Here is a 19,504-nt window from a genome sequence, read left to right as displayed (position 1 = left end):
CATGTTGCTCGAAGTGCGTGATCTGCGGGTGGAGTTCCGGACCCGGGACGGGGTCGCCCGAGCCGTCAACGGGGTCGACTACGGCGTGGACGCGGGGGAGACGCTCGCCGTGCTCGGGGAGTCGGGGTCCGGCAAGTCGGTGACCGCGCAGGCGGTGATGGGGATTCTCGACATGCCGCCGGGGCGGATCACCGGGGGCGAGATCCTCTTCCAGGGGCGGGACCTGTTGAAGCTGAAGGAAGAGGAGCGGCGTAAGGTCCGCGGCGCCGAGATGGCGATGATCTTCCAGGATGCCCTGTCGTCGCTGAACCCCGTGATGACCGTCGGAGACCAGCTCGGCGAGATGTTCGTCGTGCACCGGGGCATGTCGAGGAAGGACGCCCGGGCCAGGGCCGTGGAGCTGATGGACCGGGTGCGCATCCCGGCCGCCGGCGAGCGCGTCAGGCAGTACCCGCACCAGTTCTCCGGCGGTATGCGCCAGCGCATCATGATCGCGATGGCCCTCGCCCTCGAACCGAAGCTCGTCATCGCCGACGAGCCCACCACCGCCCTCGACGTCACCGTCCAGGCCCAGGTGATGGAACTGCTCGCCGAGTTGCGGCGCGAGTACCACATGGGGCTGATCCTCATCACCCACGACCTCGGCGTGGTGGCCGACGTCGCCGACCGGATCGCCGTGATGTACGCGGGCCGGATCGTGGAGTCGGCGCCGGTCCACGACATCTACAAGGCGCCCGCCCACCCGTACACCCGTGGCCTGCTGGACTCCATCCCCCGCCTGGACCAGAAGGGCCAGGAGCTCTACGCCATCAAGGGCCTGCCGCCCAACCTCATGGACATCCCGCGCGGCTGCGCCTTCCACCCCCGCTGCCCCATGGCCCAGGACGTGTGCCGCACCGACGTACCCCCCTTGTACGACGTCACCGAGTCCGGCGCGGACCGGACGAGTGCCTGCCACTTCTGGAGGGAGTGCCTGAATGGCTGAGCCGATTCTGGAGGTCAGCGGGCTCGTCAAGCACTACCCGCTCACCCGGGGCATCCTCTTCAGGAAACAGGTCGGCTCGGTGAAGGCGGTCGACGGCGTCGACTTCACCCTCCACCGCGGCGAAACCCTCGGCATCGTCGGCGAGTCCGGCTGCGGCAAGTCGACGGTCGCCAAGATGCTGGTCAACCTGGAGCGCCCGACGGCCGGCTCGATCAAGTACAAGGGCGAGGACATCACCAAGCTGTCCGGCCGTGCCCTGAAGGCCGTGCGGCGCAACATCCAGATGGTCTTCCAGGACCCGTACACCTCCCTCAACCCCCGTATGACGGTGGGCGACATCATCGGGGAGCCGTACGACATCCACCCCGAGGTCGCCCCGAAGGGCGACCGGCGCCGCAGGGTGCGGGACCTGCTGGACGTGGTCGGCCTCAACCCCGAGTTCATCAACCGCTACCCGCACCAGTTCTCCGGCGGTCAGCGCCAGCGCATCGGCATCGCCCGCGGCCTCGCCCTGCGCCCCGAGGTGATCGTCGCCGACGAACCGGTCTCCGCGCTGGACGTCTCCGTCCAGGCCCAGGTCATCAACCTGATGGACCGCCTCCAGAACGAGTTCGATCTCTCCTACGTCTTCATCGCCCACGACCTGTCGATCGTCCGGCACATCTCCGACCGCGTCGGCGTGATGTACCTCGGCCGGATCGTGGAGATCGGCAAGGACGCCGAGATCTACGACCACCCCACGCATCCCTACACCCAGGCCCTGCTCTCCGCGGTCCCCGTCCCCGACCCGGAGGCCCGCGAACACCGCGAGCGCATCATCCTGGCGGGCGACGTCCCGTCCCCGACGAACATCCCCTCCGGCTGCCGCTTCCGCACCCGCTGCTGGAAGGCCCAGGAGCGCTGCGCCCAGGAGGTGCCGGCGCTCGCGGTGCCGCCGCACCTGCGGGGACCGAGCGGGCCCGAGGCGCACGACTCGGCGTGCCACTTCGCGGAAGCCGTACCCCTCAGGCGCTCCGCTCCGGGGCAGGTGGTTCCGGCGGAGGCGGAGTCATAGCCGTTCACAGCCGTACATACACCCCCGAACGGCGTTAACACACAGGCAACTTCACCGACCCGATTCCGATATACGGACGCGCCAGGCTGAACAGCGTACGGCCGTGCGGGTGCCGTAAACGGACCGGGGTGCGCCATGTCACCCCGGTCCGCCGCCGTCTAGGCCAGGCCGAGCGACCGCTTCAGGAAGTCGAGCTGGAGCAGCAGCAGGTTCTCCGCGACCGTCTCCTGGGGGGTCATGTGGGTCACCCCGGACAGCGGCAGCACCTCGTGCGGGCGGCCCGCGGCGAGCAGGGCCGAGGACAGGCGCAGGGAGTGGGCGACGACCACGTTGTCGTCCGCCAGCCCGTGGACGATCATCATCGGGCGGTGCGGCTCGGCCGGGTCCACCAGTCCCGCGTCGTCGATCAGTGAGTTGCGCCGGTAGACCTCCGGCTGTTCCCCGGGGTGCCCGACGTAACGCTCCTGGTAGTGGGTGTCGTACAGGCGCAGATCGGTGACCGGGGCGCCGACCACGGCCGCGTGGAAGACGTCCGGGCGGCGCAGTACGGCGAGCCCCGCCAGATAGCCGCCGAAGGACCAGCCGCGGATGGCCACCCGGGTCAGATCGAGCGGGAACCGCTCGGCGAGCGCGCGCAGGGCGTCGACCTGGTCCTGCACCACGATCGCCGCGATGTCGTCCTTGATCTCCTTCTCCCACGCGGGCGAGCGCCCCGGCGTACCGCGCCCGTCCGCGACGACCACCGCGAACCCCTGGTCGGCGAACCACTGCGAGGTGAGGTACGCGTTGTGCGCGGCGACCACCCGTGAGGCGTGCGGACCCCCGTACGGATCCAGCAAAACCGGAAGAGGGGCATCCTCTTGATGGTTCCGAGGCAACAGCACGGCGCATGGAATTCGACGTGCGCCCCCCTCGGTGAGGGTCACGCGCGGGGTCAAACCGGGATCTTCGGCATATGACCGGACCGTCGCCGTCTGCTTCCCGTCCCGGAGCACCTGCACCCGGGCCCCGGGCCGGTCCAGCGCGTGGGACACCAGTACGGTCACGCCCCCGGCGCGCACTGCCGAGTGCACGCCGGGCTCCTGCGACACACGCTCCACGCCGAGCTCGTTCACTCGATACACATGCACTTCGCCGGTCTCGGGGCCGGCCGCGGCCTCACCCGCGGATGCCGAGATCAGCACGTCGCCCTCGGATACGTCCAGCACCGCGCGGACGTGCAACTGCGGCCCGGTCAGCGGCCGTTCGCCGACCGTGAGCACCCGCGCGCCACCCTCGTCGGCGATGCGCACGAGGTGCCCGGAAGGGCTCCAGCAGGGCACGCCGGGGAAAAGATCCAGCCATTGTGGATCTTCGTCCGCGTGCACCATCCGGGTCACCCCCGTCGCCGGGTCCACGGCCAGGAAAAGCTGGCTGCGCTGGTCGCGCGCTTGTACGAGTAGCAGCGGCGCACCCGCCGCTGACCAGTGCACTCGCGCCAGATAGGGGTAGCGCGCCCGGTCCCAGGAGACCTCCGTGCGCACCCCGTCCAGACCGATCACGAACAGCCGTACGTCCGCGTTCGCGGTCCCCGCCGCCGGGTACGCCACCCGCTGCGGCTCCCGCTCCGGACGCGCCGGATCGGCGATCCACCACCGGCTCACCGGCGTGTCGTCCACCCGCGCCACGAGCAGCCGGTCCGACTCCGGACCCCACCAAAAGCCCCGGTGACGCCCCATCTCCTCGGCGGCGATGAACTCCGCCAGACCGTAGGTGACGCCGTCCGACTCCGGTTCGGCGAGCGCGCGGTCGCCCTCGCCCTCGGCGCCCACGACCCGCAGGGCGCCCTGCGCGACGTACGCGACGTGCCGCCCGTCGGGGGAGGGACGCGGGTCGATCACCGGTCCCGGGGTCGGGAGTTCGCGTGCCGTGCCGGCCCGCAGTTCGGCCGTGAAAAGCCGCCCTGACAAGGCGAAAGACGCCAACTCCACGGCACTGTCGGTGGCGTGGGCGACGATGCCGGCGCCGGACTCCCGGCTGCGCTCGCGTCGCGCCCGCTCCTCGGGCGCGAGGTCTTCCGAGGCGCCGCCCAGGAGGGCGCGTGGGTCGGCCGCCACGCGCTCCCCGCCGTCCACCGTGTCGAGCACCCACAGCGAACTCGCCGGGTCCGTGCCGGAGGAGGAGCGCAGGAACACGACACGGGAACCGTCGGGCGCCACCGTGAACGCGCGGGGCGCGCCGAGGGTGAACCTCTGGGTGCGGGCGTGCCGTCGGGGGAAGGAGACAGGCTCGGTCGTCATGCCCCGACCATATTGGCCAGTGCGCCCCCTTGTGCGGCTGTGCGCCGATCGATGCGCACGGACGGATAGTTATGATCACAACCGCATAGTGGGTATGAACCTGCTGGCCGCTACATGGATTTATCTGCCCCCATAGTCCGACCCCCCGCGCTTGGGATTCTTGGAGGTGAGCCGCCGTGGCACTCTCGATTTCGGCGGTGGTGCTGCTGGCGATCATCGTCTTTCTGCTGATCAAGAAATCAGGCCTGAAGGCCGGCCATGCGGTGGTCTGCATGCTGCTCGGCTTCTACCTGGCGTCCTCGACCGTCGCGCCCACCATCAGTGAGCTGACGACGAACATCGCGGGCATGATCGGCAGCATCAAGTTCTGAGCCACCCGGGTTCTCGTAGGGTGAGGCCATGACGGAACACCCCGCCCGGCGTCTGCTGCTGGTGCACGCGCACCCGGACGACGAGTCGATCAACAACGGCGCGACCATGGCCAAGTACGCGGCCGAGGGTGCCCAGGTGACCCTGGTGACCTGCACCCTCGGCGAGCACGGCGAGGTCATTCCGCCCGAGCTCCGGCACCTGACCGGCACCGAACTGGGCGAACACCGCCTGGGCGAACTCACCGCCGCGATGCGCGAGCTCGGCGTCGAGGACTTCCGTCTCCTCGGCGGACAGGGCCGCTACGAGGACTCGGGGATGATGGGCCTCGCCGACAACGACGACCCGGCCTGCCTCTGGCAGGCGGACCTCGACGAGGCGGCCCGGGCACTCGTCGAGGTGATCCGCGAGGTACGCCCCCAGGTCCTCGTCACCTACGACCCCGACGGCGGCTACGGCCACCCCGATCACATCCAGGCCCACCGCATCGCGATGCGCGCGGCCGAGCTGGCCGACGACGCGGGCTGGCGCATCCCCAAGATCTACTGGAACCGCGTCCCGCGCACGGTCGCCGAGGAGGCGTTCGCCCGGCTTCAGGCGGATCTGCCCGGGTTGCCGTTCGGCAAGGCCGCCACCGTCGACGACGTACCGGGCGTCGTCGACGACGAGCGCATCACCACCGTCATCGACGGCACCGCGTACGCCGCCGCCAAGGCGGCCGCGATGCGGGCGCACGCCACGCAGATCGACGTGTCGGACCTGTACTTCGCGCTCTCCAACGAACTCGCGCAACCCCTCTTCACCACCGAGTACTACCAATTGGTGCGCGGGGAGCCGGCGGCGCGGGCGGAGTCCGATCTGTTCGCCGGTCTCGTCGTCGGGGAGGCGTCATGAGCTCGATGCTCGCCCAGCCGCTGAAGCGGCCCTCCGGTCTGCGGGTCCTCGCCTACCTCGGCCTCTTCGTGCTCGGCGCCGTGGTCGGAGTGGCCGGGGCGCTGGTGCAGCCGGCGTGGTTCCCGGGCGGCCTGCTGCTCGCGCTCGCGGGCGAGGCCGGGCTCTGCCTGGGCGGCGGCCGGCTGGCCAGGAGCCGGGCCGGGGCCGTCGCGCCCGCCGGCGGCTGGATGGTCACCGTCATCCTGCTCACCGCCAGCCGCCCGGAAGGCGACTTCGTCTTCGGCACGAGCGCCGCCTCCTATCTCTTCCTGCTCGGAGGCATGGCCGTGGCTGTGATGTGCGCCACCCTCACCCCCGTACGGCAACCGGTCGGCGACGACGCCCGACTTGGCAAGTGACGTACCACTTCTCCACGCCTCGCTCGTGCGAGTCCCGTGTGGGTTTCCCAAGCGGTCGTGGGATACCGGGCAGACGTGGCCAGTATGGTGGTGCGCGCCGCCGAGCCGCCCGAAGCAGTGAGGTATGGGCGGCGGAGCCAACCGGGAGAACCTGCCTTGAGTCGTGAAACTGACACTCCGTCCTCCGGGCCCAACGGGCACGGCGGAGCCGCATACCCCTCGGGCACGCCGCCGTACGGGACCCCCATGGCTTCCGACAGCGGCGCGGACGCGGGCCGTTCGGCCACGCAGCCGGAGGAACGCAAGACCGAGACCACGCTGACGACCCGGATCCGGATCAACATCCCCGGGTCGCGGCCGATTCCGCCGGTCGTCGTGCGCAAGCCCGTCGCCGAAGCCGAGAGCTCCGCGGGCAGCCCGGCCACCGAGACGCCGGCACCGTCCGCACCCACGTCCACGTCCACGGGCACCGTCGAGGCTCCGGCCGAGCCCGGGGCGCAGGCGGGGGAGAAGACGAGCGACTGGTTCGCGCCGCGCAAGTCCTCGGCGGGCAAGGGCGGTCAGGGGGGCGCGCCCTCCAACGGGACGGGTCAGCCCGGTGGTTCGGGTCCCGGTGCGGGCGGTTCCGGTGGCGCGGGTGCCGGGCGTCCCGGCGGTGTCGTCGGCTCGATGAGCGCGCCGGGCGGCTCCCGCCCCGGCGGTGCGAAGGGCGCGGGGCTGCCCGGTGCGACCGGCGGACCCGTGGCTCCCGGGCACGGCGGCGGCACCGGTTCCTTCGGCGGCCCGAACGGCCGTGGCGGCCAGGGCGGCCCGAAGGGCCCCACGGGCCCGACGACCGGTCCGGTCACCGGCGACGGCCCGGCGCTCCCGCCGGTCGCCGGTGGCGGGCAGGGCGGGCTTCGTGGCCCCGGTGGCCCGGGCGGTCCCGGTGGTCCCGCCGGTCCGGGCGGCTCCGGCATTTCCGCCGGTCCGGCCTCCGGTATCTCCACGGGTCCGGGCCGGCCCGGCGGCCCCGGCGACGGCCTGGGCGGCCCGGCCGGTCCGAGCGGCCCGCCCGGTCCCGCCGGCCCGGGCGGTCCCGGCGCCTCTCCGCACATCCCCGGCCACGGCCCCGGCGGCGGGCTGAGTGACGACACCGCGATCCTCACCCCGCAGAAGCCGGCCCCCGAGCCCGGCACCCCGCACTACGGCGGCGTCGCCGACAACGTCTCCGGCCACACCGTCACCAGCGGCATCCCCGTCGTCCCGCCGGGCGCCCAGAGCGGTCCCTTCGGCCCGGGGGGCACCGACGGACCGGTGCCGCACACGCCCCCAAGGCTGCCCGAGCCGGACGCGTCGGACGCGTCTGCGTCCCGCGCGCCCAAGAAGAAGGGCCGCAACAAGCTGGCCCTGGTCGGCGGCGGCGTGATCGTCCTCGCCGGCGGCCTCTACGGCGCCGGCCTGCTGATGAACCACTCCGACGTGCCCAAGGGCACCACCGTGCTCGGCGTCGACATCGGCGGCGGCACCCGCGACGAGGCGGTCAAGAAGCTCAACGACGCCTTCGACGACCGGGTCAACGAGCCGCTGAAGCTCTCGGTGGGCGGCAGGACCGTCAGCCTCGAGCCCGACAAGGCCGGTCTGCAGTTCGACATGCAGCAGACGGTCACCGCGGCCGCGTCCAGCGACTACAACCCGGTCTCGGTCATCGGCTCCGTCTTCGGCAACCACCGGGTCGTCGAGCCGGTCATGCCCACGGACGAGGAGAAGCTGCACGCCGCTCTGGAGTCCGCCTCCGGCGGTTCCGGCTCCGTGACCGAGGGCACGATCAAGTTCGAGGCCGGCAAGGCCGTCGCCGTCTACGGCAAGCCGGGCAAGGGCATCAACGTCGACAAGTCCACCGCGGCGATCGAGCGGGCCTACCGCGCCCACGTGGCGACCGGCGCGTCCGACCCGGTGACCGTCCCGACGACCACGCAGCAGCCGAAGGTCTCGAACGCCGAGGTCGACCGGATGATGAAGGAGTTCGCGCAGCCGGCGATGTCGGCCCCCGTGACGGTTCAGGCGGACGGGGCGAGTCCCCTCCTGATGAGCCCCGAGAAGTCCCTGTGGAAGTTCCTCCGGGTCAAGGCCGTCAACGGCAGGCTCGTCGACAGCCCCGACCTGGCCGCACTGAAGCAGCTCTACGGCGGTGCCTTCGACGGCGTGCTCATCACCCGCGGCAACGGCAAGAAGACGCCGGTCACACCGCAGGACGTCTACGTCGCTCTCACCGAGGCCCTGAAGAGCAAGGGCAACCGCACGGCGGTCATCGACACGAACCCCAGCTAGCGGATCCCGCAGCCGACGAGAAGGGGGCACCCGGTTCGCGCCGGGTGCCCCCTTCTCGTCGTACGGGATCAAGGGTGGATCTTCAGGGGCGCGGGGAACCAGCTACGGCGAACCGGCGAACCGGCGTACTCAGTTCAACAACGCCCGAGCCGCCCGAGCCTGCTCCCGCACCCGCTCCGCCGCCCCCTCATCCACCGCACTGATCAACTCCGCGTACTCCTCCAACTCCACGGCCCCCTCGACGAAGTCCCCCCGCTGCACCAGCAACTGTGCCCGCTCGAACCGCAACCGCGCCGGATGCGAGGGCAACAGCAGCGACAGCTCCACCGCCCACAACGCCACATCCGTCCGCTCGGGCCGGGTGGCCGCCCACGCCCGGACGTTGTTCAGAATCCGCAGCACCACGTCCAACGGATCGGCCGGCGTCAACATCGACGGCTGGAGCGCCGCCCCCGTGGCCCCCGCCACCAGCAACTCCGCATCGCTCCCCGTCAGCACCCGCCCCCCGTCGAACGGATCGGCGAGCACCTGCTCATCGGCCGGCCCGAACCCCACGACGAAGTGACCGGGCAGCGCGACCCCGTACACCGGAGCCCCTGCCCGCCGCGCGACCTCCAGCCACACCACCGACAGCAGAATCGGCAGCCCCCGCCGCCGTACCAGCACCTGATGCAGCAACGACGACTCAAGCCGCTGATAGTCCGCGGCGGAGCCGCGAAACCCGTACCGCTCCCCGAGCAGCTCCCGCAGCGCCACCGCCCACGCCCGCGGCCCGCCGGGCCGGAACGGCAGCCGCCCCGCCAGCCCGTCCAGCTCCACCTGCACCGCGTCCATCCCCGCCTCGTCCAGCTCCCCGTCCGCCTCGGCCCCCACCAGCAGACACAGCGTGGACAGATCGGGCCGCTCGGACCGCGCCTCTTCGGCGAACCGCCGCCGCAACTCGGCGGAACGCTCGGGCGGTGGCGGGTAGGGGGGACGCATAGCTGGCTCGTGCCCTTTCACGGCGATCGGTACCACTGCTGACGGCGATTGCTCACGGTGATCGATAGTGGTGGTACGCGTGATGCGCGGCGAATCCCATCCTCGCGTACAGCTCCCGCGCCCCCTCGTTCTCCGCCTCGACCTGGAGCCAGGCCGCCGACGCCCCCTCGTCCAGGGCCCGCCGGGCGAGCGCGGCCATCACCCGGGTGGCCAGCCCCCGCCGCCGCAGCGCCGGATCCACCTCCACGGCGGCGAACCCGGCCCACCGCCCGTCCACGACACACCGCCCGATCGCGGCGGGAACACCGCTCTCACCGGGAACGGTCGCGAACCACACCGACGGCCCGCTCGTCAGCACCTTCAGCGCCACCTCGCTCACCCCCTTGCGCTGGTACCGCGCAAGCCAAGCCTCGTCCGCCTCCCGGGACAGCACCACTCCGGCGCCCTCGTCCCGATCGGCGATCGGCGCCAGCGCCCCGATCCACATCTCGGCGGACACCTCCCGGACCCACCCCAGCCGTTCCAGCTCCGCGCACAGCGGCTCCTGCGTGCCCTCGGCCCCGGTCGCGGTCTGGACGTACGCCGGGAGCCCACGGTCGCCGTACCAGCGCCGTACGGCGTCGAGCGCGGCCGGCAGCGGCAGGCCGGGGTCGCCGAGCGGCAGCACCGAGTTGGCCCGCCGGGTGAAGCCGGACGCGGCCCGCAGCTCCCACTCGCCGAGCCGTTCGCTCTCCACCGGCCGCCACGCGCGCGAGGCGACCTGCGTGAGCTCCTGGTACGAGGCGGCTGGGCCCCGCCTGCGGGCCGGGGCGCTCGGCACGACCTTGCCCGCCACCAGCGACGATTCCGGGATGCGGACGGTCTCGCCACTCTTGCGTGTGATCAGCAGCACACCGTTGTCCCATGATGCGAGAACACCCACCGTGTCGGTGAACTTCTCACCCGGAGCGGCAGGATCGTTCAGGCGGCGTACGGAGACCCGTTTGCCCACGTCAGCAGCGGTGATACGGACCTCAAAGCGCCCTGTCGCAGAGATTTCCACAGGTCAGTTCACCCCTCCTGTTCGGATCATGCCCAAGAACGGAGATACTAGGTGTGGGCATCGACGACGCCGCGCTCCCGCGCGCCAGGCGGCGGAGCCTGTGGAGGCCCGCCAGCGCCCTATCGAGGAGGAACGACAGCGTGACCTACGTCATCGCGCAGCCTTGTGTCGACGTCAAGGACAAGGCGTGCATCGAGGAGTGCCCGGTCGACTGCATCTACGAGGGCTCCCGGTCCTTGTACATCCACCCGGACGAATGCGTCGACTGCGGAGCCTGTGAGCCGGTCTGCCCGGTCGAGGCGATCTTCTACGAGGACGACGTGCCGGAGGAGTGGAAGGACTACTACAAGGCGAACGTCGAGTTCTTCGACGAGCTCGGCTCCCCGGGCGGCGCCAGCAAGCTCGGTCTGATCGAGCGGGACCACCCGTTCGTCGCCGCGCTGCCGCCGCAGGCCGAGTAATCCCCACCGGCGACCCGCACAGCGTGCCGCCTCGGTCCCGTACGGCCTGATCGCCCCGATCGCCGTACGGGACCGAGGCGTTGCCGTATCGGGCGGTACCGGACGTACCGCAGTACCGGCAGTACCAGAAAGTGAGCCAGATCCCGTGTCCGCAGTCTCCGACCGCCTTCCGACCTTCCCCTGGGACAAGCTGGAGCCGTACAAGAAGACGGCCGCCGCGCACCCGGACGGCATCGTCGACCTCTCCGTCGGCACGCCGGTCGACCCGGTCCCCGAGCTGATTCAGAAGGCCCTGATCGACGCGGCGGACTCCCCGGGCTACCCGACGGTCTGGGGCACTCCGGCGCTGCGGGACGCGATCACGGGCTGGGTGGAGCGCCGCCTGGGCGCCCGCGAGGTCACTCACCGCCACGTCCTGCCCATCGTCGGCTCCAAGGAACTCGTCGCCTGGCTCCCGACCCAGCTGGGCCTCGGCCCCGGCGACAAGGTGGCCCACCCTCGGCTGGCCTACCCGACGTACGAGGTGGGCGCCCGCCTCGCCCGTGCCGGGTACGAGGTGTACGACGACCCGACGGAGCTGGACCCGCGGGGCCTGAGGCTGCTCTGGCTGAACTCCCCGTCGAACCCCACCGGCAAGGTGCTGTCGAAGGCGGACCTCACCCGGATCGTGGCGTGGGCCCGCTCGCACGGCGTCCTGATCTTCTCCGACGAGTGCTACCTGGAGCTGGGCTGGGAGGCCGACCCGGTCTCGGTCCTGCACCCGGACGTGAACGGTGGCTCGTACGAGGGCATCGTCGCGGTGCACTCCCTGTCGAAGCGCTCGAACCTCGCGGGCTACCGCGCCGCCTTCCTGGCCGGTGACCCGGCGGTCCTGTCTCCCCTCCTGGAGATCCGCAAGCACGGCGGCATGATGACGTCGGCGCCGACCCAGGCGGCGGTGATCGCGGCGCTGGGCGACGACGAACACGTCCGTATCCAGCGCGACCGTTACGCGGCCCGCCGCAAGGCCCTGCGCGAGGCCCTTCAGTCCCACGGCTTCCGCATCGAGCACAGCGAGGCCAGCCTGTACCTGTGGGCCACGCGGGACGAGTCCTGCTGGAGCACGGTCTCCCACCTCGCCGAGCTGGGCATCCTGGCCGCCCCGGGCGACTTCTACGGCGAGGCGGGTGCCCGACACGTGCGCGTGGCCTTCACCGCGACGGACGAACGCGTGCGGGCAGCGGTCCAGCGCCTGACGTGACGGCGCCGGCGGCAGGGCACGCAGAAGCCGACGGGGCCCAGGGAAATCCCTGGGCCCCGTCGGCGGCTCAAGCCAGGCGCGGCGACCGTCAGCCGAGGGGAAGCGCCTGCACCGGCAGCGTCCCGGTCGTCGGCACGCCGCCCTTCGTGGCCGTCCCAGCCGCGTCACCGAGAACGCTTCCGACCGACCCGGCCACACCACCCGCGGTCTCCTGGGCCGCGGGCGTCGCCTTCTTCGTGACCTTGCTGCCGGCCTTGGCCGCCGTCGGCACCGCCTTCTTCGCGGCCTTGCCGCCGGTCTTGGTCACCTTGCCACCGGCCTTCGTCGCGGTGGGCAGCGCCTTGTCGACCGCCGTGTCGACGGCGCCGCCCGCGAGCCCGGTGGCGTTCTGAGCCGCGCCGTCGACGACGCTCGCGCCGTCCAGGGTGCTCAGCCCGGCCTTCGAGGCGCCGGGCAGTTCGGGGGCCGCGCTGGCGGAGCCGGCCGCACCGACCCCGGCGGCCGCTCCCGCAGCGACGATCAGCGCGGCACGGGCGATCCGGCGGGACAGGGGGAGGGACATGATGCTCCTTCGACGGATATGTCGGATGAGAACGATGAAGTGTCCGACCGCATCCGGCAGTTGACCGACTGACTGGCCGACTGGCGGTGGACCGACTGGCTGTTGATCTCCGGGCTCGGACGCAGTGACTACCGCTCGAAGCCCTCGAAGGTTGCGGCGGCACAACGTAAAGAGTTGGCAATGCGTCGCATTATCGCCTGCGGATAAAAACGGTCAAAACGCTTCTTGCCGGAAAGCCTGCCGAATCCTTACAGCCCTTTGTTTTCAAGGCCATTGGCGGATCGGAGGGTGACCGCGCGAAAACCTGCGCCCACCCTCGCCGACCGGCGTCCCGGGTAACCCTGGAGAGTGAGTCCCCGAACGGCCGGACGTACTACCGACTCGTCACGATGCGTACCGATTTCAGGCTGCTCTCCGTCCCCGAGGCACCCTGCCCGGGGATCGCCCGCCACTGGCTGTCGGTGTTGCCGGCGGTCCACTCCCGCCCTCCGTACGACACCCGCGCGATGTGCAGGTCGGAGGCGTTGGCCACGGCCCAGTGGGCCAGCTGCCACCCGCGCTCGAGGGCACTGCGCCCGCCACGGGCGCCCCCGTCGCCGGTCACGGGCAGCACGACGGTCCGCCCGTCGCTCTCGACGACGGCCGGAGTGGGCTTCGGCGTGGCCCCCCGGGCACTCACCTCGGCGCCGGCCGGCTGGAGCGCGTCCCGCCCGAAGTCCCGTACGAGCGCGGCCCGCACGGCGTCCGGGCCCGCGGTCCGGGTGGCCCCGGGGCGCCCCTCGCAGGTCAGCGTCGCGGCCGAACGCCCGGTGAGCGCGGCGGCGAGCAGCCTCGCGTCCGGCTCGTGCTTGGCGTACGCCTCCGGGAAGCCGCTGCGCTGGACGCGCTGCGCGGCGACGGTGAGCGGCAGCCGCGTGTAGTCGCGGACCTTGACCAGGTGCTCGTAGAAGATGCCCGCCGAGTAGATCGGGTCCATGATCTGCCGCTCGGTGCCCCAGCCCTGCGAGGGCCGCTGCTGGAACAGGCCCAGCGAGTCACGGTCGCCGTGGCTGATGTTGCGCAGCGCCGACTCCTGGAGCGCGGTGGCGAGCGCGATCGTCACGGCCCGTTCGGGCAGCCCGCGGCCGGTGCCGACGGCGGCGATGGTCGCCGCGTTCACCGCCTGCTCCGGCGTGAACTCGTACCGTGTCCCGTCGCCCTTGCCCGAGACGACCTCGCAGCCCGGCGTCCCCGTGCCTCCGGTGACGTACTGCACGGCGAGGTACCCCGCGACGGCGAGCAGGACCAGGAAGGACGCCCCGCGACGAAGGAGGCGGCCACGGCGTTTGCGGGAAAGTGACGGCTCTGGCACGCCCTACAAGGTAGCCGAGGTTACCGGGGGGTATGAGGCCGGTGGGGAAAGTGGGGGGAAGGCCACGCGGGTTAGGGTCGGCACCATGGCCGACACCTCCCTTGACCTCACGCTGGACGCCGCGGAGCTCACCGCGCGACTTGTCGACTTCCCCTCCGTCAGCGGCACGGAGAAGCCCCTCGCGGACGCCGTCGAGACCGCCCTGCGGGCCCTGCCGCATCTGACGGTCGACCGGTACGGCAACAACGTCGTGGCGCGCACGGACCTCGGGCGGCCGGAGCGCGTGATCCTCGCCGGCCACATCGACACGGTGCCGATCGCGGACAACGTCCCGTCGAGGCTGGACGAGGACGGCGTCCTGTGGGGCTGCGGCACCTGCGACATGAAGTCGGGCGTCGCCGTCCAGCTCCGCATCGCGGCGACGGTCCCGGCCCCGAACCGCGACCTGACCTTCGTCTTCTACGACAACGAAGAGGTGACCGCGGACCTCAACGGCCTCAAGCACATCGCCGAGAACCGTCCGGAGTGGCTGAAGGGCGACTTCGCGGTGCTGCTGGAGCCGTCGGACGGCGAGGTCGAGGGCGGCTGCCAGGGCACGCTCAGGGTGCTGCTCAAGACCAAGGGCGAGCGTGCCCACTCCGCGCGCGGCTGGATGGGCTCGAACGCGATCCACGCGGCGGCCCCGATCCTGGCCCGCCTGGCGTCGTACGAACCGCGCTACCCGGTGATCGACGGTCTGGAGTACCGCGAGGGTCTCAACGCGGTCGGCATCTCGGGCGGTGTGGCGGGCAACGTCATCCCCGACGCGTGCGTGGTGACCGTCAACTTCCGCTACGCGCCGGACCGTACGGAGGAGGAGGCCGTCGCGCACGTCCGCGAGGTCTTCGCCGACTGCGGGGTCGAGGAGTTCGTGGTGGACGACCACAGCGGCGGCGCGCTGCCGGGCCTGTCCCACCCGGCGGCCGCGGCGTTCATGGCGGCGGTCGGCGGCACCCCGGGGCCCAAGTACGGCTGGACGGACGTCTCCCGCTTCGCGTCCCTGGGCATCCCGGCGGTGAACTACGGCCCGGGTAACCCGCACTTGGCGCACAAGCGTGACGAACGGGTGGAGACGGCGAAGATCCTCGCGGGGGAGGAGCGGTTGAGGGCGTGGCTCACGGCGTAGCGCCGCGATGAGGGGCACCTGGGCGCGGCTTGCGGGCACGGCGCTTCATGGCGGACATGCTCACGTCCCCCGTCCGTAACCCAGGTCGATCTACGCTGAGGTGGAACGACCTGCAAGTCCGCAGGCCCCGCAGCGGAGGGAGCGCACATGGCTACCGGCAACCCCGAGGGGAAGAAGCAGCCACCGTCGGAGCAGCGGCTGGGCCCGGTCATCCGGAGGCGGGGCCAGGTGACGGCGAGTACGACCGACCAGCGACTGCTGGACGCGGGCGGGCCCTCCGACTGGGTCCACACGGACCCCTGGCGAGTCCTGCGCATCCAGTCGGAGTTCATCGAGGGCTTCGGCACCCTCGCCGAACTCCCGTCCGCCATCAGCGTGTTCGGCTCGGCGCGGACACCGGTCGACTCCCCTGAGTACGACGCGGGAGTCCGCCTCGGCCGAGGTCTGGTCGAGGCCGGGTTCGCGGTGATCACGGGCGGTGGCCCCGGTGCCATGGAGGCGGCCAACAAGGGCGCGTGCGAGGCGGGCGGCACCTCGGTCGGCCTCGGCATCGAGCTGCCCTTCGAGCAGGGGCTCAACCCCTACGTCGACATCGGTCTGAACTTCCGGTACTTCTTCGTCCGCAAGATGATGTTCGTCAAGTACGCCCAGGGCTTCGTGGTCCTCCCCGGTGGCCTCGGCACCCTCGACGAACTCTTCGAGGCCCTCACCCTGGTCCAGACCCAGAAGGTCACCCGCTTCCCGATCGTGCTGTTCGGCAGCGAGTACTGGGGCGGCCTCGTCGACTGGCTCACGAACACGCTGGTGGCCCAGGGCAAGGCGTCGGAGAAGGACCTGCTCCTGTTCCACGTCACGGACGACGTGGACGAGGCGGTGGCGCTGGTGTCGAAGGAGGCGGGCCGCTAGGGCCGGTTGCGAAAGCGGCGCCTGCCGCGCGACGCCACTTTCGCGACAGGCCCTGCGCGCGGCCGCGACGGACGCACAGAACACCGGGCGGGCCGGCCGACCCAGCCCGTCCGGCGTTCGAGGACGAGGCCCTTTGGGTGCCGGAGGCCGACTACGCCAGCCCCCGCCGCGCCACCGCCGGCGGCCGGTGCCCCGCGATCGACGCCACCATGTCCAGCACCTGCCGGGTCTCCGCCACCTCGTGCACCCGATACACCTGCGCCCCCAGCCACGCCGACACCGCGGTGGTGGCCAGCGTCCCCAGCACCCGCTCCTTCACGGGCTTGTCCAAGGTCTCCCCGACGAAGTCCTTGTTGGACAGGGACACCAGCACCGGCCACCCGGTCGCCACCATCTCCCCCAGCCGCCGAGTCGCCTCGAGACTGTGCCGGGTGTTCTTCCCGAAGTCGTGCCCGGGATCGATCAGGATCGACTCCCGCGGCACCCCCAACGCCGACGCCCGCTCGGCCAGCCCCACCGTCACCCGCAGGATGTCGGCCATGACGTCGTCGTACGTCACCCGATGCGGCCGGGTCCGAGGCTCCGCGCCCCCCGCATGCGTACACACCAGTCCCACCCCGTACCGCGCGGCGACCTCCGCCAGCCCCGGGTCCACCCCACCCCATGCGTCGTTCAGCAGGTCCGCCCCCGCCTCGCACACCGCCGCCCCGACCTCGGCCCGCCAGGTGTCCACGCTGATCACGACGTCCGGGAAGCGCCGCCGCACCTCGGCCACGAACCCGACCGTCCGCCGCGCCTCCTCCTCGGCGGTCACCTCGTCCCCGGGCCCGGCCTTGACCCCGCCGACGTCGATGATGGCCGCCCCTTCCGCCACCGCCTGCTCCACGCGCGCGAGGGCCGGCTCGTCGCGGAACGTCGCCCCTTGGTCGTAGAAGGAGTCCGGGGTCCGGTTCACGATCGCCATGATCACCGGCTCATGCGTGTCGAACTCACGCCTGCCCAGCCTGAGCATCCCCTGTGACCTCTCCTCGGGCGTCCTGGTACGTCCTGGCCTTTCAGCCGCCTGCGACCCTAACTGTCAGAGTCGCATGGCACGATCGGACACTGACACACTCGACCGCTCGCATTCACCGACCATGGGGGCCACAGCGATGGTTATGTTCTTGTTCCTGGTCGTCGCGCTCGCCGTCGTGGTCGCCGCGGTGACACTCGCCGTGGTGGGCGGCGGCGAGGGCGACGGCCCGCTGCCCGAGGCCCCGCCCGAGCGCCTCCAGGACCTGCTGCCGCTGGACCGCCCGGTCGACCGCGCCGACATCGACAGCCTCCGCTTCCCGCTCGCCGCCCGCGGCTACCGCATGGCCGATGTCGACGACGCCCTCAGCCGCCTGGGCGCCGAGCTCGCCGAGCGTGACGCCCGGATCGCCGACCTGGAGTCCGCGCTGGCGGGCGCGCGGGCGTCGGCCGGCCATGGGCCGATGGAGAAGCCCGCACAGGAGGACCAGCAGTGAGCGACGGCACGGCTCTCGCGGGCCCGGACGGCGCCCTGCGCTGCCCCTGGGCCCTGTCCACCCCGGACTACGTGACGTACCACGACGAGGAGTGGGGCCGCCCGGTCCACGGCGACGACGCGCTCTACGAACGCCTCAGCCTGGAGGCCTTCCAGTCCGGCCTGTCCTGGATCACGATCCTGCGCCGGCGTGAGGGCTTCCGCGCCGCCTTCGCCGAGTTCAAGATTGCGAAGGTCGCCGCCTTCACCGACGACGACCGCGACCGCCTCCTCGCCGACCCCGGCATCATCCGCAACCGAGCCAAGATCGACGCGACGCTCGCCAACGCTCGCGTGCTGGCCGACTGGACCCCGGGTGACCTGGACGCCCTGATCTGGTCCCACGCCCCGGATCCGGCTTCCCGCCCGGTCCCGAAGACGTTGGCGGACGTCCCCGCGGTCACCCCGGAATCAACGGCCCTGTCCAAGGCCCTGAAGAAGCGCGGCCTGCGCTTCGTGGGCCCCACGACGGCGTACGCCCTGATGCAGGCGTGCGGTCTGGTCGACGACCACCTGGAAACCTGCGTGGCGAGAAGCGCCCCGTAAGGAGCGCGGGATCGTATCGCTCACCGGCCCAGGTACTTCGGCCTCTCCTTGTTGACGAAGGCCTGCACCGCAATCGCGTGGTCCTCGGAAGACCCCGCCCGCGTCTGCAGCTCGTCCTCCTTCTCCAAGGTCTCCTCGAGCGAGTGCGACAGCCCGAACGCCACCGCCTCCTTGATCGCCCCGTACGCCACCGTCGGCCCTGCGGCCAACGCCCGAGCCACCTTCTCCGCCTCGGCCCGCAGCTCCGCGGCCGGCACCACCCGGTTCGCGATACCCAGTTCGTACGCCTCCTGCGCCTTGATGGTGCGCGGGAAGATCAGCAGATCAGCGGCGCGGCCAGCGCCGACGACCCGCGGCAGCGTCCACGAGATGCCGGAGTCGGCGGTCAGCGCGACCCCCGCGAAGGAGGTGTTGAAGGCAGCGGTGTCCGCCACGATCCGGTGGTCCGCGGCCAGCGCGAACCCGAAACCGGCGCCGGCCGCGACCCCGTTCACCCCGGCCACCACCGGCTTCGGCATGGACGTGAGCGCCTTCACGATCGGGTTGTAGTGCTCGCGCACCGTGCTCATCGTCTGCCCCGACCCGGTCTCCCGGTCGGCGGCCAGCAGCCCGATGTGCTCCTTCAGGTCCTGCCCCACGCAGAACGCCCGCTCCCCGGCCGCCGTCAGCAGGACAGCCCGTACGGCGTCGTCGCCCGCCGCGGCCTGGACCGCCTCCCGCAGGGCGACCTTGGCCGCGATGTTCAGCGCGTTCATCGCCTCGGGGCGGTTCAGCGTGATCGTCGCGAGTCCGTCGCTCACCTCGTAGAGCACGGTGTCGGCCATGGCGTATCCCCTCCGGTGTCGCGGCTCGGGCGTACTCGTCGGTACGCGCTTGTCTGAAGGACAGCATGGCGGAGATCACGGACAACGGACCTGACCGGACGTGTGACCTGCGTCAAAGAATTGATGCCCGGTTCCGTTCGGCCGAAGTGCGTGCGGTGGCGCAGTATCGCAGTCACATCGCCGAATTGAGTGGTTTTGCTCGCGCGCGTTGCGCAAGCGATGCCTACTGATGTTGGTCATCGGGTCCTGAGATGCGGGATAATGGCCTGGAAGCAATGTGTTCGATGCCGGTGTCGCGTGTCTCATGCCTGACGCGCGTGCCCTCCATGGGGCCGTCGGCTTTGACGATGAGCTGGTTTCAGGAAGGGGAACGAGCATGGCGGCCATGAAGCCGCGGACGGGCGATGGCCCGCTCGAGGTGACCAAGGAGGGGCGGGGCATCGTCATGCGCGTTCCGCTCGAAGGCGGCGGTCGGCTCGTCGTCGAGCTGACCCCGGACGAGGCCGACGCGCTCGGCGACGCCCTCAAGAAGGTCGTCGGCTGACGCGGCAGCGACCCTACCTTTCGGCGACCCCGGCACCGCGCACGGTG

The 19,504-nt window shown here is 71.5% G+C and carries 21 protein-coding genes; 14 read left to right on the top strand and 7 right to left on the bottom strand.

The window, feature by feature from the left end:
* Position 1: 1 nt before the first annotated feature.
* A complete protein-coding gene (locus tag ABZ078_RS39880) occupies positions 2-985 on the top strand; it encodes an ABC transporter ATP-binding protein (protein ID WP_356583435.1) in 984 nt (327 codons plus the stop codon).
* The gene (locus ABZ078_RS39875; protein ID WP_356583434.1) at positions 978-2,039 is read left to right on the top strand and encodes a dipeptide ABC transporter ATP-binding protein; all 1,062 of its coding nucleotides are present in this window, start codon (positions 978-980) and stop codon (positions 2,037-2,039) included. The genes ABZ078_RS39880 and ABZ078_RS39875 overlap by 8 nt, the downstream gene beginning before the upstream one ends.
* A 158-nt stretch (positions 2,040-2,197) precedes the next feature.
* Here the strand turns inward: ABZ078_RS39875 and ABZ078_RS39870 are convergent, their stop codons facing one another.
* The gene (locus tag ABZ078_RS39870) at positions 2,198-4,318 is read right to left on the bottom strand and encodes a prolyl oligopeptidase family serine peptidase (protein WP_356583433.1); all 2,121 of its coding nucleotides are present in this window, start codon (positions 4,316-4,318) and stop codon (positions 2,198-2,200) included.
* A gap of 176 nt (positions 4,319-4,494) precedes the next feature.
* Here ABZ078_RS39870 and ABZ078_RS39865 point away from each other — a divergent pair, with 176 nt between their 5' ends.
* The 4 genes from ABZ078_RS39865 (at position 4,495) to ABZ078_RS39850 (ending at position 8,289) form a co-directional block, all read left to right on the top strand.
* The gene (locus ABZ078_RS39865) at positions 4,495-4,689 is read left to right on the top strand and encodes a hypothetical protein (protein ID WP_019755516.1); all 195 of its coding nucleotides are present in this window, start codon (positions 4,495-4,497) and stop codon (positions 4,687-4,689) included.
* A 28-nt stretch (positions 4,690-4,717) separates the two neighbouring features.
* A complete protein-coding gene (gene mshB, locus ABZ078_RS39860; RefSeq protein WP_356583432.1) occupies positions 4,718-5,581 on the top strand; it encodes an N-acetyl-1-D-myo-inositol-2-amino-2-deoxy-alpha-D-glucopyranoside deacetylase in 864 nt (287 codons plus the stop codon).
* Complete coding sequence (locus tag ABZ078_RS39855; protein ID WP_356583431.1) at positions 5,578-5,979, top strand: DUF6113 family protein; 402 nt, start codon at positions 5,578-5,580, stop codon at positions 5,977-5,979. The genes mshB and ABZ078_RS39855 overlap by 4 nt, the downstream gene beginning before the upstream one ends.
* A 156-nt stretch (positions 5,980-6,135) precedes the next feature.
* On the top strand, positions 6,136-8,289 hold the full coding sequence (locus tag ABZ078_RS39850; protein ID WP_356583430.1) for a hypothetical protein: 2,154 nt from the start codon (positions 6,136-6,138) through the stop codon (positions 8,287-8,289).
* 129 nt (positions 8,290-8,418) lie between these two features.
* On the opposite strand, the gene ABZ078_RS39845 is transcribed toward ABZ078_RS39850, so the two are convergent.
* Positions 8,419-9,270, bottom strand: coding sequence for a transglutaminase-like domain-containing protein (locus tag ABZ078_RS39845; RefSeq protein WP_356583429.1), 852 nt, complete (start codon positions 9,268-9,270; stop codon positions 8,419-8,421).
* A 52-nt stretch (positions 9,271-9,322) separates the two neighbouring features.
* Positions 9,323-10,312 carry a GNAT family N-acetyltransferase gene (locus ABZ078_RS39840; protein ID WP_356583428.1) on the bottom strand — a complete coding sequence of 330 codons (990 nt, stop codon included), beginning with the start codon at positions 10,310-10,312 and terminating at the stop codon, positions 9,323-9,325.
* A gap of 140 nt (positions 10,313-10,452) precedes the next feature.
* Between ABZ078_RS39840 and fdxA the strand changes: the two genes are divergently transcribed.
* Positions 10,453-10,773 carry a ferredoxin gene (gene fdxA, locus ABZ078_RS39835; protein WP_003998156.1) on the top strand — a complete coding sequence of 107 codons (321 nt, stop codon included), beginning with the start codon at positions 10,453-10,455 and terminating at the stop codon, positions 10,771-10,773.
* Positions 10,774-10,918: 145 nt separating this feature from the next.
* On the top strand, positions 10,919-12,013 hold the full coding sequence (locus ABZ078_RS39830; protein WP_356583427.1) for a bifunctional succinyldiaminopimelate transaminase/glutamate-prephenate aminotransferase: 1,095 nt from the start codon (positions 10,919-10,921) through the stop codon (positions 12,011-12,013).
* An 88-nt stretch (positions 12,014-12,101) separates the two neighbouring features.
* On the opposite strand, the gene ABZ078_RS39825 is transcribed toward ABZ078_RS39830, so the two are convergent.
* Together ABZ078_RS39825 and ABZ078_RS39820 are read right to left on the bottom strand one after the other, a co-directional pair.
* The gene (locus ABZ078_RS39825; protein WP_356583426.1) at positions 12,102-12,575 is read right to left on the bottom strand and encodes an ATP-binding protein; all 474 of its coding nucleotides are present in this window, start codon (positions 12,573-12,575) and stop codon (positions 12,102-12,104) included.
* A 373-nt stretch (positions 12,576-12,948) separates the two neighbouring features.
* Complete coding sequence (locus ABZ078_RS39820) at positions 12,949-13,926, bottom strand: heavy metal transporter (protein WP_356583425.1); 978 nt, start codon at positions 13,924-13,926, stop codon at positions 12,949-12,951.
* Between the two features lie 85 nt (positions 13,927-14,011).
* Here ABZ078_RS39820 and dapE point away from each other — a divergent pair, with 85 nt between their 5' ends.
* Both dapE and ABZ078_RS39810 read left to right on the top strand, forming a co-directional pair.
* Positions 14,012-15,091: a succinyl-diaminopimelate desuccinylase gene (gene dapE, locus ABZ078_RS39815; RefSeq protein ID WP_356583424.1), complete on the top strand. Its 1,080-nt coding sequence runs from the start codon at positions 14,012-14,014 to the stop codon at positions 15,089-15,091.
* A 147-nt stretch (positions 15,092-15,238) separates the two neighbouring features.
* Entirely contained in the window at positions 15,239-15,997 is a 759-nt protein-coding gene (locus tag ABZ078_RS39810) for a TIGR00730 family Rossman fold protein (protein WP_356583423.1), read from the top strand.
* 151 nt (positions 15,998-16,148) lie between these two features.
* On the opposite strand, the gene folP is transcribed toward ABZ078_RS39810, so the two are convergent.
* On the bottom strand, positions 16,149-17,009 hold the full coding sequence (folP, locus tag ABZ078_RS39805) for a dihydropteroate synthase (RefSeq protein ID WP_356583422.1): 861 nt from the start codon (positions 17,007-17,009) through the stop codon (positions 16,149-16,151).
* A 145-nt stretch (positions 17,010-17,154) separates the two neighbouring features.
* Between folP and ABZ078_RS39800 the strand changes: the two genes are divergently transcribed.
* Positions 17,155-17,505 carry a DivIVA domain-containing protein gene (locus tag ABZ078_RS39800; protein WP_356583444.1) on the top strand — a complete coding sequence of 117 codons (351 nt, stop codon included), beginning with the start codon at positions 17,155-17,157 and terminating at the stop codon, positions 17,503-17,505.
* Positions 17,502-18,089, top strand: coding sequence for a DNA-3-methyladenine glycosylase I (locus ABZ078_RS39795; RefSeq protein WP_356583421.1), 588 nt, complete (start codon positions 17,502-17,504; stop codon positions 18,087-18,089). The genes ABZ078_RS39800 and ABZ078_RS39795 overlap by 4 nt, the downstream gene beginning before the upstream one ends.
* 20 nt (positions 18,090-18,109) lie before the next feature.
* On the opposite strand, the gene ABZ078_RS39790 is transcribed toward ABZ078_RS39795, so the two are convergent.
* Positions 18,110-18,913 (bottom strand): enoyl-CoA hydratase-related protein, encoded by an 804-nt coding sequence (locus ABZ078_RS39790; protein ID WP_356583420.1) that lies wholly within the window; start codon positions 18,911-18,913, stop codon positions 18,110-18,112.
* A gap of 65 nt (positions 18,914-18,978) precedes the next feature.
* Between ABZ078_RS39790 and ABZ078_RS39785 the strand changes: the two genes are divergently transcribed.
* Together ABZ078_RS39785 and ABZ078_RS39780 are read left to right on the top strand one after the other, a co-directional pair.
* Entirely contained in the window at positions 18,979-19,143 is a 165-nt protein-coding gene (locus ABZ078_RS39785; RefSeq protein ID WP_356583419.1) for a hypothetical protein, read from the top strand.
* Positions 19,144-19,289: 146 nt separating this feature from the next.
* Positions 19,290-19,457 carry a DUF3117 domain-containing protein gene (locus tag ABZ078_RS39780; protein ID WP_003966491.1) on the top strand — a complete coding sequence of 56 codons (168 nt, stop codon included), beginning with the start codon at positions 19,290-19,292 and terminating at the stop codon, positions 19,455-19,457.
* The last annotated feature ends 47 nt before the right edge of the window (positions 19,458-19,504 follow it).

It is taken from the genome of Streptomyces sp. NPDC006385 (assembly GCF_040612485.1).
Taxonomy (GTDB): domain Bacteria; phylum Actinomycetota; class Actinomycetes; order Streptomycetales; family Streptomycetaceae; genus Streptomyces.
This window is presented reverse-complemented; position numbering and strand designations above follow the sequence as displayed.

Excerpts from the sequence above, each read along its gene's own strand:
- ABZ078_RS39880 (WP_356583435.1), top strand. The coding sequence starts at position 2 with ATGTTGCTCGAAGTGCGTGATCTGCGGGTGGAGTTCCGGACCCGGGAC.
- ABZ078_RS39875 (WP_356583434.1), top strand. The coding sequence starts at position 978 with ATGGCTGAGCCGATTCTGGAGGTCAGCGGGCTCGTCAAGCACTACCCG.
- ABZ078_RS39870 (WP_356583433.1), bottom strand. The coding sequence starts at position 4,318 with ATGACGACCGAGCCTGTCTCCTTCCCCCGACGGCACGCCCGCACCCAG.
- mshB (WP_356583432.1), top strand. The coding sequence starts at position 4,718 with ATGACGGAACACCCCGCCCGGCGTCTGCTGCTGGTGCACGCGCACCCG.
- ABZ078_RS39855 (WP_356583431.1), top strand. The coding sequence starts at position 5,578 with ATGAGCTCGATGCTCGCCCAGCCGCTGAAGCGGCCCTCCGGTCTGCGG.
- ABZ078_RS39845 (WP_356583429.1), bottom strand. The coding sequence starts at position 9,270 with ATGCGTCCCCCCTACCCGCCACCGCCCGAGCGTTCCGCCGAGTTGCGG.
- ABZ078_RS39825 (WP_356583426.1), bottom strand. The coding sequence starts at position 12,575 with ATGTCCCTCCCCCTGTCCCGCCGGATCGCCCGTGCCGCGCTGATCGTC.
- dapE (WP_356583424.1), top strand. The coding sequence starts at position 14,012 with ATGGCCGACACCTCCCTTGACCTCACGCTGGACGCCGCGGAGCTCACC.
- ABZ078_RS39810 (WP_356583423.1), top strand. The coding sequence starts at position 15,239 with ATGGCTACCGGCAACCCCGAGGGGAAGAAGCAGCCACCGTCGGAGCAG.
- folP (WP_356583422.1), bottom strand. The coding sequence starts at position 17,009 with ATGCTCAGGCTGGGCAGGCGTGAGTTCGACACGCATGAGCCGGTGATC.
- ABZ078_RS39800 (WP_356583444.1), top strand. The coding sequence starts at position 17,155 with ATGTTCTTGTTCCTGGTCGTCGCGCTCGCCGTCGTGGTCGCCGCGGTG.
- ABZ078_RS39790 (WP_356583420.1), bottom strand. The coding sequence starts at position 18,913 with ATGGCCGACACCGTGCTCTACGAGGTGAGCGACGGACTCGCGACGATC.
- ABZ078_RS39785 (WP_356583419.1), top strand. The coding sequence starts at position 18,979 with ATGGCGGAGATCACGGACAACGGACCTGACCGGACGTGTGACCTGCGT.
- ABZ078_RS39780 (WP_003966491.1), top strand. The coding sequence starts at position 19,290 with ATGGCGGCCATGAAGCCGCGGACGGGCGATGGCCCGCTCGAGGTGACC.